16 protein-coding genes are annotated in these 16007 nt (G+C 58.0%); 8 read left to right on the forward strand and 8 right to left on the reverse strand.

Annotated features, from left to right (window positions below; genetic code table 11):
* The first annotated feature begins 32 nt into the window (after window positions 1-32).
* Window positions 33-1136, forward strand: a complete 1104-nt coding sequence (locus GNG29_RS00500) for a glycosyltransferase family 4 protein (protein ID WP_103177725.1) — start codon at window positions 33-35, stop codon at window positions 1134-1136.
* Here GNG29_RS00500 and GNG29_RS00505 read toward each other — a convergent pair.
* Genes GNG29_RS00505 through rfaD form a run of 5 tightly spaced genes read right to left on the reverse strand, consistent with a single transcriptional unit; the run spans window position 1115 to window position 6285 of the window.
* Window positions 1115-2224 carry a glycosyltransferase family 4 protein gene (locus tag GNG29_RS00505; RefSeq protein ID WP_156653690.1) on the reverse strand — a complete coding sequence of 370 codons (1110 nt, stop codon included), beginning with the start codon at window positions 2222-2224 and terminating at the stop codon, window positions 1115-1117. The genes GNG29_RS00500 and GNG29_RS00505 overlap by 22 nt on opposite strands.
* Window positions 2221-3324, reverse strand: a complete 1104-nt coding sequence (gene rfaQ, locus GNG29_RS00510) for a putative lipopolysaccharide heptosyltransferase III (RefSeq protein WP_114385513.1) — start codon at window positions 3322-3324, stop codon at window positions 2221-2223. Before rfaQ ends, GNG29_RS00505 begins: the two co-directional genes overlap by 4 nt.
* A complete protein-coding gene (gene rfaC / locus GNG29_RS00515) occupies window positions 3317-4300 on the reverse strand; it encodes a lipopolysaccharide heptosyltransferase RfaC (protein ID WP_156653691.1) in 984 nt (327 codons plus the stop codon). The genes rfaQ and rfaC overlap by 8 nt, the downstream gene beginning before the upstream one ends.
* Window positions 4301-4303: 3 nt before the next feature.
* On the reverse strand, window positions 4304-5350 hold the full coding sequence (rfaF, locus tag GNG29_RS00520; RefSeq protein ID WP_156653692.1) for an ADP-heptose--LPS heptosyltransferase RfaF: 1047 nt from the start codon (window positions 5348-5350) through the stop codon (window positions 4304-4306).
* A gap of 2 nt (window positions 5351-5352) precedes the next feature.
* Entirely contained in the window at window positions 5353-6285 is a 933-nt protein-coding gene (rfaD, locus tag GNG29_RS00525; protein WP_103177730.1) for an ADP-glyceromanno-heptose 6-epimerase, read from the reverse strand.
* A 215-nt stretch (window positions 6286-6500) separates the two neighbouring features.
* On the opposite strand from rfaD, the gene kbl reads away from it, so the two are divergent.
* The 3 genes from kbl to GNG29_RS00540 all read left to right on the forward strand — a co-directional run bounded on the left by kbl (window position 6501) and on the right by GNG29_RS00540 (window position 9675).
* On the forward strand, window positions 6501-7697 hold the full coding sequence (gene kbl / locus GNG29_RS00530; RefSeq protein WP_103824320.1) for a glycine C-acetyltransferase: 1197 nt from the start codon (window positions 6501-6503) through the stop codon (window positions 7695-7697).
* A 9-nt stretch (window positions 7698-7706) separates the two neighbouring features.
* Window positions 7707-8732: an L-threonine 3-dehydrogenase gene (tdh, locus tag GNG29_RS00535; RefSeq protein WP_103177732.1), complete on the forward strand. Its 1026-nt coding sequence runs from the start codon at window positions 7707-7709 to the stop codon at window positions 8730-8732.
* A gap of 139 nt (window positions 8733-8871) precedes the next feature.
* Entirely contained in the window at window positions 8872-9675 is an 804-nt protein-coding gene (locus tag GNG29_RS00540; protein WP_103177733.1) for a glycosyltransferase family 2 protein, read from the forward strand.
* Window positions 9676-9696: 21 nt separating this feature from the next.
* Here the strand turns inward: GNG29_RS00540 and GNG29_RS00545 are convergent, their stop codons facing one another.
* The 3 genes from GNG29_RS00545 to gpmM are packed head-to-tail and all read right to left on the reverse strand — an operon-like array spanning window position 9697 to window position 13485.
* Complete coding sequence (locus GNG29_RS00545; protein ID WP_103177734.1) at window positions 9697-10641, reverse strand: divergent polysaccharide deacetylase family protein; 945 nt, start codon at window positions 10639-10641, stop codon at window positions 9697-9699.
* Window positions 10642-10644: 3 nt separating this feature from the next.
* Window positions 10645-11928 (reverse strand): murein hydrolase activator EnvC, encoded by a 1284-nt coding sequence (gene envC, locus GNG29_RS00550; protein ID WP_103177735.1) that lies wholly within the window; start codon window positions 11926-11928, stop codon window positions 10645-10647.
* 9 nt (window positions 11929-11937) lie between these two features.
* On the reverse strand, window positions 11938-13485 hold the full coding sequence (gene gpmM, locus GNG29_RS00555; protein WP_156653693.1) for a 2,3-bisphosphoglycerate-independent phosphoglycerate mutase: 1548 nt from the start codon (window positions 13483-13485) through the stop codon (window positions 11938-11940).
* Between the two features lie 248 nt (window positions 13486-13733).
* Between gpmM and GNG29_RS00560 the strand changes: the two genes are divergently transcribed.
* The 4 genes from GNG29_RS00560 to gpsA are packed head-to-tail and all read left to right on the forward strand — an operon-like array spanning window position 13734 to window position 15950.
* Window positions 13734-14165, forward strand: a complete 432-nt coding sequence (locus tag GNG29_RS00560) for a rhodanese-like domain-containing protein (protein ID WP_103177737.1) — start codon at window positions 13734-13736, stop codon at window positions 14163-14165.
* Window positions 14166-14179: 14 nt separating this feature from the next.
* Window positions 14180-14431, forward strand: coding sequence for a glutaredoxin 3 (gene grxC, locus GNG29_RS00565; protein ID WP_103177738.1), 252 nt, complete (start codon window positions 14180-14182; stop codon window positions 14429-14431).
* A 32-nt stretch (window positions 14432-14463) separates the two neighbouring features.
* Window positions 14464-14931, forward strand: coding sequence for a protein-export chaperone SecB (gene secB, locus GNG29_RS00570; protein ID WP_032615746.1), 468 nt, complete (start codon window positions 14464-14466; stop codon window positions 14929-14931).
* Window positions 14931-15950, forward strand: coding sequence for an NAD(P)H-dependent glycerol-3-phosphate dehydrogenase (gene gpsA / locus GNG29_RS00575; protein WP_103177739.1), 1020 nt, complete (start codon window positions 14931-14933; stop codon window positions 15948-15950). The genes secB and gpsA overlap by 1 nt, the downstream gene beginning before the upstream one ends.
* Window positions 15951-16007 lie beyond the last annotated feature (57 nt).

Genomic DNA, 16007 nt, shown 5'->3' on the forward strand with positions numbered 1-16007 from the left:
ATGCCAGCTAATGCACAATAACCAGGAAAAGTATGCATATTGTTCACACTGAAGCAGACGGGGGTAAGGGCGGCCAGCCGTTACGCATTATTAATGAGTCCCTTGGGATGATTCAGCGTGGCCATCAGGTGACCATACTTTGCCCGGAGAGTGCGCCGCTGCATGGCCTGGCGCGCGATGCCGGGTTAACGGTGGTCACCATGCCGCTTCGGCGCAAGAACCTTCAGAACCTGCAGCAGCTGCGCGGCTGGCTGAAAGAAAACCGTTCATCCATTGATGTCATAAATAGTCATAATTCCGCCGATACCTGGCTGGTGGCGCTGGCCAATCTTACCCTCTCAAACCCGGTGCCGCTGGTGCGTACCCGCCATGCTTCCGGCGTGCCGCGCAACAACTGGACTACCCGCTGGCTGTTTCGTAAAGCCTGTTCGCATATCGTCACTACCGGGGAGGCGCTACGCCAGCAGATGGCCGATATCGGCGTGCCGATGAACCAAAGTACATCTGTACCGAGTGGCGTGGATACGCAGCGTTTTCATCCGGCGGATAAGCAACAGGCCCGCGCATACTGCGGCCTGTCGCAGGGGGATTTCTGGCTGGGGGTGGTGTCACATCTGCGGCCTAATAAAGGCCATAGCGTACTGCTACGCGCCCTGGCCGCCATTGATCATCCGCAGATCAAACTGGCGATAGTGGGAGAGGGGCCGCATAAAGCGACGCTGGAGCAGGAGATTATCGACCTGGGATTACAGGCGCGCGTAGTGATGGCGGGGCACCGGAGCGATCCTGAGCGCTGGTTCCCGGCGTTTGATGTTGCGCTTAGCCCGTCGCACGATATGGAAGGCGTCCCGCAGGGGGTGCTGCAGTCGCTGGCCTCGCGGATCGCCACCATCGCCACCGATGCGGGCGGCACGGCAGATGCCGTGATCGACGGCAAAACCGGTATTTTGATCGCCCAGCGCGATGAAACGGCGCTGCGCGAGGCGATTGTGAAACTGTATGAGGATGCTTTGCTGCGCCAAACGCTGGCGCAGCAGGGCTATGATTACCTGTGCCGCCATTTCACTCGTGAATGTATGCTTGCCTCAATGGAAAAGGTCTTTTCCAACGCGGCTCAACGCAGCAGTTCGCGATAGAGCGCCTGCAGCGCTTTCGCCATCCGCTCCAGGGTATAAGGCTCAGCAGTAGCGCGTGCTGCTGCTGAATAATCCACACCCTGGTCACGGCCCTGAAGCCAGAGGCTTATCGCCTGCTGATATCCGTCACTGTCGAGCGCGTCGCGCACCCAGCCGTTCACCCCTTCTTCAATCCACTCTGCCGCGCCGCAGCCATGGCTGGTGAGCAGCGGCAGGCCGCAGGCCAGCGCTTCGACACAGACATTCGGGAAGGGATCGTAGAGCGTCGGCAGGATCAGCGCGTCGGCGGTGCCGTAGACCTGGCGCACATCGGCGACCGGCCCCAGAAAACGCACCCGGGAAGCGACGCCGAGCGTCTGCGCCAGCTTTTCGAATTTGCGGGCGTGCTTGTCCCGCCCGGCAACCAGCAGCCAGACCTCAGGGTGAGGCACAATGGCGCGCAGCGCCGTCGCCACCCCTTTACGGCTGAAGCCGGAGCCGACATAGGCCAGAACCGGCGCATGCTGCGGAATACCCAGGACGTCCCGCTGGGAGAGCGTGCGCACATCCGGGCTGAAGTGGGTCGTATCCACACCGTTGTAGATCACCGTCAGCTTGTCATCGGCCAGGCCAAAACGGCGGGCGATATCGTCCCGCACCATTTTCGAGTTGCAGATCACTTTGCGCAGCGCAGGATGGGTAAACATCTGCGCTTCCGCCCGCAAAATATAGCGATGGTAGCGGCTCAGGGACTGCGCCCAGCGCGCCAGCGGCGACTGGATGCGGTTGTACTGCTCAAGCCAGGTCGCGTGTACGCCATCCCCGGCGCGGAAGATGGTCGCCCCGGGAATACGTTCGTGGCTCTGCACGATATCGAACTGCGTAAACTTCGCCGCCGCGGCGTCGGCAAAACCCGACTCGCGATCGAGACGGTTACGGAATGATGGATTAACCGTCAGCGTTTTCCAGCCGGCGGCATCCTCCCACTGGCGGGCGATCAGCGTGACGTCGAGAGCCGTATCCTGCGCCAGCACGTTCAGCGCGCGGGAGACGAAGCGCTCCGCGCCGCCGTTGGGGTTATAGGTCTGTCGGACGATAGCGAGCTTCATGCCGGGTTTTCCAGCAGCAGCGTATCGATGGCGCTCAGCACCATTTGCGGGGTGATCGCCGTAATGCAGTCGGAGACGCCGCTGTCGCCGCAGCCCGCTTTACCGCACGGCTGGCAGGTAAACCCAGCCACAATCACGCGGTAGTTCACTCCCCACGGCGCCCACTTAATCGCTCCGGTCGGGCCGAAGATGGCGACGGTCGGTGTGCCCACCGCGCTGGCGAGGTGCATCGGCATGGAGTCAACGCCGAAGTAGATCCGCGCGTGCTTCATCAGCGCGCCCAGCTCTTTCAGGTTTAACTGACCGCTTAAATCAAACACCGGCTGGGTGAGCGCAGCCCGCAGCGCATCCATATAGTCGGTCTCTTCTTTTGACGGCGCGGCGGAGAGGATAACTGGCAGGCCGCGGGCCGCCAGGTTATCAATGGTCGCCGCCAGCTTTTGGATATCCCAGGCCTTAAACATCCAGCGCGACGTGGGGTGCACCAGAATGTAAGAGCCGCTGCTCAGCCCAAAGCCGGCCAGTTTTTCGGCAATCGACGCTTCCGCCGCATCGCCCGGTACAAACAGGGTGTGCTTGTCTGCATCGGTCTGGGGATGGATGCCGATCCGCCGCAGCGCATCGAGATTCACCTCCACCATATGGCGGCTGTTATCCTGGATCGCCGGGTAGAGGGTGGTGAAGGATTTCACCCAGCGGCGACGCGCCAGTCCGCCGCGTTTATCGGGCTTAAAGCCGACGGAGACGCGCGGCTTCAGACGGCGCGCCAGACGCGCGCCGTGCCAGTGTTCGGTGAGGTTGATCAGCACGTCATACTGACGCGCTTTCAGGGTGTTCAGCAACGCACGATACAGACGGAACTGCGCGAACCAGCCCTTTTTACGCCAGTTACGCCCGATGGTATGCACCTGGTCGATAAACGGATGGCTGGTGAGCATCGCCTGGGTGTCGTCATACACCAGGGCATCCACTTCCACATCGGGATAGTTCGTTTTCAGTACCGTAAAGACCGGCGAGGTCAGCAGAACGTCGCCGTGGTGACGTAGCTTAACGATCAGCACGCGCTTCGGTGGGCGCTCCGCTGAGAAAAAATCAGACATAGGCTCTCTCTGCTGCCAGCAACGGCTCTAATTGCGCAAAAACCGCAGCGGCGGAAAGGTCGCTCAGCTGCGATGAATGTTCCGGGCGGCAGATATATTGATTTTTGCCATAGCCGCCAATCAGACCCGGGTCCGTCGGGCCGTAAAGCGTAATATTAGGACGATCCAGCGCCGCCGTCAGGTGGCTGAGACCGGTATCCACCGACACCACCGCCGTCGCGCCCGCCAGCTGCTGCGCAACTCCATCCAGCTTCATCCGGGGCAGCACGTCCACGTAATCAAAGCCTTCCGCCAGACGCTTCGCTCGCGCCTCTTCGTGCGGGGCGCCCCACGGCAGCCTGATGCGCAGGCCCGCACTGCTCAGCAGGCCGATAAGATCGCGCCAGTGGGCTTCCGGCCAGTGTTTGTCATCCCGGGTGGTGGCGTGCAGGAAGATAAGATAAGGCGCGTGTGGCTTTGCATCGTGCAGGAAATGCTGCGAAATGGCGTAATCCCCCTGCCGTTGCGGTTTTGCATAGCCAAGGCTCTTTGCGAACAGCTCCCGGGTGCGCTCCACGGCATGCTGCTGCTTCGCGATCGCGTGGCGACGATTGTAGAACAGGCTCGCCAGCGGTTCACGGGCGCTCTGCCAGTCCATACCGTGCTTTATGCCGTGGGCCAACCGGGTGACCAGCGCCGCGCTTTTTACCAGCCCCTGGGCGTCGATGATCGCATCGTAATGGTGGGCCTGCAGCGCATCGCGAAAGGCCTTACGCTCGGCCTTAATCGGTGCGGAAAACCACGCTTTGCGCCAGCGGCGGATCGCCACCGGTATAACCCGATCTACGGCAGCATGCCAGGTGGGGATCTGGGCGAAACCCTCTTCCACCACCCAGTCGAAACGGATACCCGGAATAGCCTGCATGGCGTCAGTGAGCGAGGGCAGGGTATGCAGCACATCGCCCATTGAGGAGGTTTTAACGATCAATACCCGCATCCGTTATCCTTCTTCGCTCAACAGCAGTTCGTTAAGCTCGTCGAGGACACGCTGCGGAGTGATGTCGATCAGGCTCTGGTGATAGCCTTCAGCGGCGTCACCTTTACGGACTTTGTGGTAGCCGGTGATCAGGCGGATCACGCGCGCTTTATGCGACAGCGGCGGCGTGAAGTCCGGGCTGCTCGGGCCGTACAGCGCCACCAGCGGGCGGTTCAGCGCTGCGGCAACGTGCATCAGGCCGGAGTCGTTCGTGACCACTGCCTTACAGGCTGCCAGCAGGATCACCGCCTGCTCCAGCTGGGTCTCCCCGGCCAGATTGCGGCACCAGGCCTGCTGCTCGATGCTCAGCGCGGCGAGGATTTCATTGCCCGCCTCGTGATCTTTCGCCGAGCCGAACAGCACAATCTGATAGCCTTCGTCGATCAGCTGCTTCGCAAGCTCAGCGTAGTGATAGTGCGGCCAGCGCTTCGCCGGGCCGAACTCCGCGCCCGGGCAGAAGCCAATGATCGGGCGATCGGCCTGCAGGCCAAAAGTATTGCAGATCTGGGATTTCTCACCCTCGTTAACCTGAAGCTGCGGCCACAGCAGCGGCTGCGGCAGGTCTTTCGCGCTGCGCATCACCCCTTTGTCGTAGGCCAGCGCCACGTAGCGCTCTACCATCAGCGGCCAGGCCTCTTTATCCAGTACCCGCGCGTCATTCAGCAGGCCGTAGCGCATCTCGCCGCGCCAGCCGGTGCGGTGCGGAACGCCCGCAAAGAAGGGAACCAGGGCAGATTTAAAGGAATTCGGCAGTACATAAGCGCGATCGTAGCGCTTGTCGCGAAGGCTATGGCCGAGCTTGCGGCGTTCGCCAATTTCCAGCGCCCCGTGGCCGAGCGGCATCGGGATCGCTTCGTTCACTTCCGGCATCCGCGATAACAGCGGACGACACCACGCGGGTGCCATCACGTCAATTATCGCCTGGGGATAGCGCGCCTTGAGCGTGCGATAGAGACTTTGCGACATCATCATGTCGCCCACCCATGACGGGCCTACCACCAAAATTTTCATACTTACGCGTCGCGGTTCAGCCAGGCCATATATTCCGTTACCCCTTCGGCAACGGTCTTGAACGGCTTGTCATAGCCAGCGGCACGCAGGTTGGTCAGATCCGCCTGGGTGAATGCCTGATAGCGGCCTTTCAGCTTGTCCGGGAACGGGATGTACTCAATGGTGCCTTTCTGGTGATATGCCAGCGCGGCGTCAGCCACCGCCTGGAAGGATTCCGCCCGGCCAGTGCCCAGGTTGAAGATCCCGGAGACACCGTTTTCCCAGAACCACAGGTTCACTGCCGCCACATCGCCCACATAGACGAAGTCACGCTTGAAGCCATCGCTGCCTTCGAACAGTTTCGGACTTTCGCCATTATTCAGCTGGGTGTTGAGGTGGAATGCCACGCTCGCCATGCTGCCTTTGTGACCTTCGCGCGGTCCGTAAACGTTGAAGTAGCGGAAACCGACGATCTGGGAGTTCGCTTCTGGCAGCACCTGGCGTACATATTCGTCGAACAGGAACTTGGAGTAGCCATAGACATTCAGCGGCTGCTCATACTCGCGGGATTCAATAAAGTCGGAGGTGCGCCCGCCGTAGGTCGCCGCGGAAGAGGCGTACAGGAACGGAATTTCGCGCTCCAGGCAGTAGTGCAGGATCTCTTTGGAGTACTGATAGTTGTTGTCCATCATGTACTTGCCGTCCCACTCGGTGGTGGAGGAGCAAGCACCTTCATGGAAGATTGCGTCGATATCGCCGAACTCTTCGCCCGCCATAATCTGGATCAGAAAATCTTCTTTATCCATGTAGTCGGCAATGTTCAGATCCACCAGGTTAACGAACTTGGTGCCGTCTTTCAGGTTATCCACCACCAGGATGTCGGTGATGCCTTTGTCATTGAGAGCTTTAACAATATTGCTGCCGATAAAGCCCGCGCCGCCGGTAACGATGATCATAACTGTAACCTTTGAAGTGTGGAGCCCGGGGACAATCCCGGGCACTGATATTCATATCATATCATTAGTATGACCACCCTTCAGCCATTCACCGACTTAGCGCAGGGGTACACGTGATTTATGCTGCAAAAACGATAACTGTTAAAGCGTCATCTCGTATCGGGGTATAGCTTTGGGTAATATGTGCCGAAATTTGCCGAGTCTGGAGAATTGCAATGCGTGGTGATTTTTATAAACAGTTAAACAGTGACCTGGAAACCGCGCGGGCGGAAGGGTTGTTCAAAGAAGAGCGAATCATTACCTCCGCTCAGCAGGCAGATATCACCGTTGCCGACGGCAGCCAGGTGATTAACTTCTGCGCCAACAACTACCTGGGTCTTGCGAATCACCCTGAGCTGATTGCCGCGGCGAAGGCGGGCATGGACACCCACGGTTTTGGCATGGCCTCCGTGCGTTTCATCTGCGGTACCCAGGACAGCCATAAGGCGCTGGAGAGCAAGCTGGCCGCCTTCCTCGGAATGGAAGATGCGATTCTGTACTCCTCCTGCTTCGACGCCAACGGCGGTCTGTTTGAGACCCTGCTCGGCGCGGAAGATGCCATTATCTCCGACGCCCTGAACCACGCTTCCATCATCGACGGCGTGCGTCTGTGCAAAGCGAAGCGTTTCCGCTACGCCAACAACGACATGGTTGAGCTGGAAGCCCGTCTGAAAGAGGCCCGCGAGGCTGGCGCGCGTCATGTGCTGATCGCCACCGACGGCGTCTTCTCGATGGACGGCGTGATCGCTAACCTGAAAGGCGTCTGCGACCTGGCGGACAAATACGATGCGCTGGTGATGGTCGATGACTCCCACGCCGTCGGCTTTGTCGGCGAAAACGGTCGCGGCTCCCACGAATACTGCGACGTCATGGGCCGCGTGGATATCATCACAGGTACGCTGGGTAAAGCGCTGGGTGGTGCCTCCGGCGGCTACACCGCCGCGCGTAAAGAGGTGGTGGAGTGGCTGCGTCAGCGTTCCCGTCCGTACCTGTTCTCCAACTCCCTGGCGCCAGCCATCGTTTCCGCCTCCATTAAAGTGCTGGAGATGGTGGAGTCCGGTGCCGATCTGCGCGACAAACTGTGGGCTAACGCCCGTCTGTTCCGTGAAAAAATGACCGCCGCAGGCTTTACCCTGGCCGGTGCCGATCACGCCATTATCCCGGTGATGTTGGGCGATGCCGTCGTGGCGCAGAACTTTGCCCGTGAGCTGCAGAAAGAGGGGATTTACGTCACCGGTTTCTTCTTCCCGGTGGTGCCAAAAGGTCAGGCGCGTATCCGCACCCAGATGTCTGCGGCGCATTCTCCTGAACAAATTGAGCGTGCGGTGGAAGCCTTTACCCGCATCGGCAAACAACTGGGCGTGATTGCCTGAGGACGCATAATGAAAGCACTATCCAAACTGAAAGCGGAAGAAGGCATCTGGATGACCGACGTTCCAGAGCCGGAAGTCGGTCATAACGATCTGCTGATTAAAATCCGTAAAACCGCCATCTGCGGCACTGACGTGCATATCTACAACTGGGACCAGTGGTCGCAGAAAACTATCCCCGTGCCGATGGTAGTGGGCCACGAATATGTTGGCGAAGTGGTAGGCATTGGCCAGGAAGTAAAAGGCTTCAAAATTGGCGATCGCGTCTCTGGCGAAGGCCATATCACCTGCGGCCACTGCCGTAACTGCCGCGGTGGCCGTACCCACCTGTGCCGCAACACCGTAGGTGTGGGCGTCAACCGTCCGGGCTGCTTCGCAGAATACCTGGTGATCCCGGCGTTCAACGCCTTCAAAATCCCGGACAATATCTCTGACGATCTCGCCTCCATCTTCGACCCGTTCGGTAATGCGGTACACACCGCGCTCTCCTTTGACCTGGTAGGCGAAGATGTGCTGGTGTCTGGTGCAGGCCCAATCGGCATCATGGCAGCAGCCGTGGCGAAGCACGTCGGTGCGCGTAACGTGGTGATCACCGACGTGAACGAATACCGTCTGTCGCTGGCGCGTAAAATGGGCGTTACCCGTGCGGTGGATGTCTCTAAAGAGAGCCTGAACGACGTGATGGAAGAGCTGGGCATGACCGAAGGCTTTGACGTCGGTCTGGAGATGTCCGGTGCGCCACCGGCGTTCCGCACTATGCTCGACACCATGAACCACGGTGGCCGTATCGCGATGCTGGGTATTCCGCCGTCGGATATGTCCATCGACTGGAATAAAGTGATCTTCAAGGGGCTGTTCATCAAAGGTATTTACGGCCGTGAGATGTTCGAAACCTGGTACAAGATGGCAGCGCTGATCCAGTCGGGTCTGGATCTCTCTCCGATTATCACCCATCGTTTCTCCATCGATGAGTTCCAGCAGGGCTTTGACGCGATGCGTTCCGGCCAGTCAGGAAAAGTTATTCTGAGCTGGGATTAAGTTAGAAAGCGCCTGCGGGCGCTTTTTTTCGCTGGTCTCACGTTTTTACGTCCACAAACGGATTGATACTAACTTTTCTTCGCTTTTTTCGCCCTGCGCTTATAGAGTTGGCTAAGGTTTACTTAACTTTACAGCGCATATGTTCAAGCTCACCGTTTGTTTGTTGACCTGTAATTCCGCCCGGCTGCTCCGTGAAGTGCTGCCTCCGTTGATCGTCGTCGCCGATGAAATCATTGTTCTCGACTCAGGCAGTCACGACGGCACATTAGCGATTTGCCAGGAGTATGGCATCACCCCTCATCACCACCCCTATGCCATGCATGGCGTACAGATGAATCACGCCATCGATCTGGCGAGCAATGACTGGGTGTTATGCATGGATAGCGATGAAATTCTGGATGCGGAGACCGTGGATTTTATCCTGCGTCTGAAAGCAGGTGATGAACCCCACCCACAGCTGGCATGGCGTATCGCCCGCTACTGGCATGTGCTGGGGGAAGAGGTGCGCACCATTTATCCCATCTCCTCGCCTGATTTCCCGGTGCGGCTGTTTAACCGGACTCAGGCGCGTTTTAATCAGCGTCCGGTGGATGACAAAGTGGAAGGGGTGATCCAGTCGGCGAAAATACCGGGCCGCGTTCGGCATGACACCTTCTATTCCCTGCATGAGGTGTTCAACAAGCTCAACAGCTACACCAGCCGTCTGGTGAAGTACCAGACCATAAGGCCATCGATTGCCCGTGGCGTCATCAGCGCCATCGGCGCGTTCTTTAAGTGGTATCTGTTTAGCGGCGCGTGGCGTCAGGGAAGAGTGGGGGTGGTGACCGGTCTCTACGCTACCTTTTATAGCTTCCTGAAATATTTCAAAGCCTGGTATCAACACCAGGAGCAAAAAGCGTCCGCGGACAAAAAAAAGCCCGCGGACTCTCGTGTCATTGAGTAGGCCATCCCGCCTGAGGCGGGATTAGCTTTTCTTACCCCAGCCCTGCCACTGCAACTGAACATATTTCACCAGCGTGCTCTGGCTGATGCTTTCGCTAATCACCGAGAAGTAGCGGGTGACGTAAACCGGCTCTGGCGGCTGTTTAGGCGCACAGAGCGTCACGCCACGGAAAGGGTTACGCGGTTTTGTGCCAGGCGCAGCGCCAGCGGGCGGCGTGCTGACCGGTCGGGAGGTATCCACCTGCGGCTCATTGAGCAGGCTGCTCGCCGGTACCAGGGTAATATCCGCAGGCAGGTTGGGCAGCATCTGCTGCAACACGCGAACGGTGGACGGGTGAGGATGTCCGATGGCGATCGCCGAACCCGATCGGCGGGCCACCTGTACGGCACGGTTAAACTGGAAGCGGATATCGGCTTCGTTTTGCGTGTCATCGAGGAACACTTTGCGCTTAATCACCTTCACGCCGGTGCCCTGCGCGGCGCGCATCGCCTGGCTGTTGCCAATGGTCATGCTGTCCAGGAAATAGAGGTTATAGCGCGCCAGCGACTGCATCACTTTCTGCATGCCAAACAGGCTGGAGGTCATGGCGCTGCCCATATGGTTATTCAGTCCTACGGCGTAGGGGACTTTGCCATAGGCTTCGCGGATGATGCGTTCGATCTCGTCGCTGGTCATCTCCGGGCGCAGCGTATCTTTTTCCAGCGGCTGTTTACTGAGCGGCGCCATGGGCAGGTGGATCAGCACTTCATGCCCGCTGTTATGGGCTTTGGTGGCCATTTCATGCGCGTGAGGCGCGTTCGGCAGGACGGCGACAGAGATGGCTGAGGGCATCGCCAGGACCTGATTTTCTGTGTGTGGACGATAACCGAAGTCATCGATAACGATAGCGAGTTTACCTGCGTAAACCGGCATCGCCAGCGCCAGTGCGCTGACGAGGGGAAAAACCATACGACGAAATTGAAGCAAAACTTATCTTCCCAACCACGGCTGTGGATTGACCGCCTGACCCTGGCGACGAATCTCGAAATAGAGTGACGGGCGGCCCTGACCGCCACTGCTGCCCACAAGGGCGATAGCCTGACCGGCCCGCACCTGGGTACCAACGCTGACCAGCGCGCTCTGGTTGTAGCCGTAAAGACTCATGTCGCCTTTACCGTGCTCTACCACCACCACCAGGCCGTAGCCCTGTAGCCAGTCGGCGAGGATCACCCGGCCATCGGCGATAGCTTTGACTTCGCTGCCTTCCGATGCACCGATCACAATCCCCTTCCAACGTAGCTCACCCTGCAGCTGTTCGCCATAGCGATGCAGAATAGAACCGCGTACCGGCCAGTAGGCCTGGCCGCGCGGTGAGCCTAAGCCGCCGGTGCGGGACATCAGCGAACGTTCGTTTTCGGTCGGTTTATAGGTGGTACCTTTGCGGGAGGCTTCCTGCTGCTTGTCACGCACGGCCTGCGCTTCGCGGGCCTCTCTTTCGGCGCGCGCTTTCGCTGCCGCCTCTGCACGGGCGATGCTGTTGCGCAATTTCGATTCGTTAGCGCGCATTTCGCTCAGCTGGCTCTGACCTTCCTGAATGGAGGATTCGAGACCGGCAAGGGTTTTCTTACGTTCGTTGCGCGCCTGCTCCAGCTTGGCTTGCTGCGCCTGCTGATCGTAGAGCAGGGTCTGCTGCTGGCTCTGTTTCTCTTCCAGCTCCGCTTTCTGCGTGGTGACCTCTTCGCGCGTCTGCTTCAACTGGGCGATGGTCTCCTGGCGGGACTGGTTGAGGTAACCGAAATAGGCCTGCAGGCGCTGGCCGCGCTGGCTCTCTTCGCCGCTGAGGATCAGCTGAACGCCGGTGTGTTCGCCCTGGCGAAAGGCTGCGTCTAACTGCGCCGCAAGGTTGCGCTCCTGAGCCGCGCGCTGGCGCTCAAGTTTGGCGATAGACGCATTCATCTCGTCTATTTGTTTATTGAGCTGGGCGAGGGTGTTCTGGGTTTCACGTAGCTGACGTGCGGCCGCGGAGATGGCCTCTTCCTGCTTTTTGAGTTGCGCAAGCAGCGACGAGCGTTGCTGCTGCTGTTGGCGTACCGCCCGCTCTTTAGCAGCGATATCCGCCTGAATGCTTTTGAGCTGATCGCGCTCGTCCGCCTGGGCGGATGCCGCGCACAACAATACGCCAGCGCTGAGTGCGCTGGCGTACAGTAAAGGCCTGACTGATAACCGTAACGGCTTCACGACCCATGTGAATGAAACAATCGCCTTTCCCCTCATGGGGAGGGATTATTCCACGATGAACAGCGGCTTGCCAGTCATCTCTTGCGGGATTTCCATGCCCATCAGGGTCAGCATGGTCGGGGCGATGTCCGAAAGCTTACCGCCATCAACGGATTTCACGGATTTATCACCGACATAAATCAGTGGTACCGGCAGGTTAGTATGCGCGGTATGCGCCTGGCCGGTGGCCGGATCGCGCATCTGCTCGGCGTTACCGTGGTCAGCAGTGATCAGCATCTGGCCGCCTGCGGCTTCCACCGCTTTGGTAACCTGTTCAATGCACAGATCCAGCGCTTCAATGGCTTTGATTGCCGCTTCCATTACGCCGGTATGGCCCACCATGTCGCCGTTCGGGTAGTTACAGATGATGGCGTCGTATTTGCCGCTTTCGATAGCAGCAACCAGCTTCTCGGTCAGCTCGGCGGAGCTCATCTCTGGCTGCAGATCGTAGGTTGCCACTTTCGGGGAGTTGATCAGGATGCGATCTTCGCCTTTGAAGGACTCTTCTACGCCGCCGTTAAAGAAGAAGGTAACGTGGGCATATTTCTCGGTCTCGGAGATGCGCAGCTGGGTCTTGTCGTGCTTCGCCATCCACTCGCCGAAGGTGTTCGCCAGGGAAGAGGGCGGATAAGCGCATGGCGCTTTAATGTCGGCGGCATATTCGGTCAGCATCACGAAATCGCCGAGCTTAACCTCTTTTTTACGGGCGAAGCCGTCGAAATCGGCATTCACGAAGGCGCGAGTGATTTCGCGGGCGCGGTCAGCACGGAAGTTCATGAAAATCAGCGCATCGCCATCTTCCATCGCGGCATCAGCCTGGCCTTCAGCACGGATCACGGTCGCTTTCACGAATTCGTCGTTTTCATCGCGGGCATATGCGGCTGCCAGCGCGGCAACGGCGGTATCTGCCTGGAACTCGCCTTTGGCTTCTACCAGCAGATTGTAGGCCTGCTCTACGCGATCCCAACGGTTGTCGCGGTCCATGGCGTAGTAGCGGCCAATGATAGAGGCTACGCGGCCTTTGCCCAGTGCGGCAAACTTCTCTTCAAAGGCTTTCAGGGAGGATTCAGCGCTGCGTGGTGGGGTATCGCGGCCATCCAGGAAGGCGTGCAGATAGATTTTGTCTGCTCCTTTCTCTGCTGCCAGCTCCACCATCGCCATGATGTGATCTTCATGGCTGTGAACGCCGCCCGCGGAGAGCAGACCCATAATATGCACCGCTTTGCCCGCGGCCGCCGCTTTCTCAACCGCGCCAGTCAGCACCGGGTTAGCAAAGAAGGTGCGTTCTTTAATTTCAACATCCAGACGGGTCAGGTCCTGATAAACAATGCGGCCTGCGCCCAGGTTGACGTGTCCAACTTCGGAGTTGCCCATCTGGCGATCGGGCAGACCCACTTCCAGGCCGGAAGCATCAATCAGGGTGTGCGGACGTTTTGCCCACAGCGCATCCATGACCGGGGTTTTAGCGTTGAAAATGGCGTTATCCTGCTGATCTTCGCGATAGCCATAGCCGTCAAGAATCACCAGTACCATAGGTTTTTTAGAAACCGACATTGCGACAACCTCTTTGCTCAAAAGACAAAAAATTTGCGTAATTTTACTACAGCTGAATCGATCAAATAGCCGCAGAAGATCAAAGAAACCGCGGGGGCAGGGCTAAGGTTAGGCCATTTTTGCTCTTTTTTTTCGTGGCAGTACGCAGAAAATGGATTAGCTTATTGTCGCTGGCTGTATTTGCCACAACGCACAGGTATACTCCTGTCCTGGTTTTTTATTCACTCAGTCGGGAGTCGTTACCCCCCATGCAAGAAATTATGCAATTTGTCAGCCGCCACCCCATACTTTGTATCGCGTGGATTGGTCTACTGGCGGCAGTACTTTTCACCACGTTCAAAGGCCTCACCTCGAAAGTGAAGGTGATCAACCGCGGCGAAGCAACGCGTCTTATCAACAAAGAAGATGCAGTGGTTGTCGATCTGCGTCAGCGCGATGATTTCCGCAAAGGCCATATTGCAGGGGCGATTAACCTGCTGCCGACCGACATCAAAGCTAATAACCTTGGCGAACTGGAAAAGCATAAAGATAAACCGATTATTGTCGTTGACGGCACCGGTATGCAGGCTCAGGAGCCCGCAAACACGCTCGTCAAAGCTGGCTTTGAGAAAGTCACTGTCCTGAAGGACGGTATCTCTGGCTGGAGCGGCGAAAATCTGCCTCTGGTTCGCGGTAAGTAAACAGGAGTCTGAACATGGCCAATATCGAGATCTACACCAAAGCGACCTGTCCGTTCTGCCATCGTGCAAAAGCGCTGCTGGACAGCAAAGGCGTTACCTTCCAGGAACTGCCGATTGATGGCGACGCTGCAAAGCGTGAAGAGATGATTAAACGTAGTGGCCGTACGACGGTTCCGCAGATTTTTATCGATGCGCAGCACATTGGTGGCTGTGATGACTTGTATGCGCTTGACGCGCGTGGTGGACTCGATCCGCTGCTGCGCTAAGGCGTTTTAGGACAATTAAAAAGGGCTTTTCCATGTCAGAACAAAATAATACCGAGATGACTTTCCAGATCCAGCGCATCTACACCAAAGATGTCTCCTACGAAGCACCTAATGCGCCGCACGTTTTCCAGAAAGACTGGCAGCCAGAGGTTAAACTTGATCTGGATACCGCTTCCACCCAGCTGGCGGAAGATGTGTATGAAGTCGTGCTGCGTGTTACCGTAACCGCCTCTCTGGGCGAAGAGACTGCATTCCTGTGTGAAGTACAGCAGGGCGGCATCTTCTCTATCGGCGGCATCGAAGGTAATCAGATGGCGCATTGCCTGGGCGCATACTGCCCGAACATTCTGTTCCCGTATGCCCGCGAATGCATCACCAGCCTGGTTTCCCGTGGTACGTTCCCGCAACTGAACCTTGCGCCAGTGAACTTCGATGCGCTGTTCATGAACTATCTGCAGCAGCAAGCTGGCGAAGGTACTGAACAACATCAGGATGCCTGATGAGTACTGTCAATGCGTCAATGACTGTGATCGGTGCCGGCTCTTACGGCACCGCTCTTGCCATCACCCTGGCAAGAAATGGACACGAAGTGGTTCTCTGGGGCCACGATCCCAAACATATCGCGACGTTACAAGCCGATCGCTGCAACGTCGCGTTCCTCCCCGATGTGCCTTTCCCTGACTCACTGCATCTTGAAAGCGATCTTGCGACGGCGCTTGCCGCCAGCCGCAATATTCTGATCGTGGTGCCAAGCCACGTGTTTGGCCAGGTGCTGCGACAGATTAAACCGCTGATGCGTGACGATGCGCGTGTGGTATGGGCGACTAAAGGGCTGGAAGCCGAAACCGGACGCCTGTTACAGGATGTCGCCCGCGAAGCGCTGGGCGATGCCATTCCGCTGGCGGTGATCTCCGGCCCGACCTTTGCGAAAGAGCTGGCGGCAGGGCTGCCGACGGCCATTTCACTTGCCTCGACCGATGAGACCTTCGCTGACGATCTGCAGCAGCTGCTGCACTGCGGTAAGAGCTTTCGCGTTTACAGCAACCCCGATTTTATCGGCGTACAGCTGGGCGGCGCGGTGAAGAACGTTATCGCTATCGGCGCGGGCATGTCCGACGGCATCGGCTTTGGCGCCAACGCACGTACCGCTCTGATCACCCGTGGTTTAACTGAAATGTCCCGTCTTGGCGCGGCGCTCGGTGCCGATCCGGCCACCTTTATGGGGATGGCAGGGTTAGGCGATCTGGTGCTGACCTGTACCGACAACCAGTCCCGTAACCGTCGTTTTGGCATGATGCTCGGCCAGGGCATGGATGTGATCGGCGCGCAGGAGAAGATCGGCCAGGTGGTGGAAGGCTACCGCAATACCAAAGAAGTCCGCGAGCTGGCACACCGCTTTGGTGTCGAAATGCCAATAACCGAGGAAATTTATCAGGTATTGTATTGCGGAAAAAATGCGCGCGAGGCAGCATTGACCTTATTAGGTCGTGCACGCAAGGACGAGCGTAGCAGCCGTTAACCGCAGGAAAGCGTTGTCCCCTGAATGACCCGGCCGGCAAAGAACTGGCCGGTCATT

Source organism: Leclercia sp. Colony189, from assembly GCF_009740165.1.
Taxonomy (GTDB): Bacteria; Pseudomonadota; Gammaproteobacteria; order Enterobacterales; family Enterobacteriaceae; genus Enterobacter.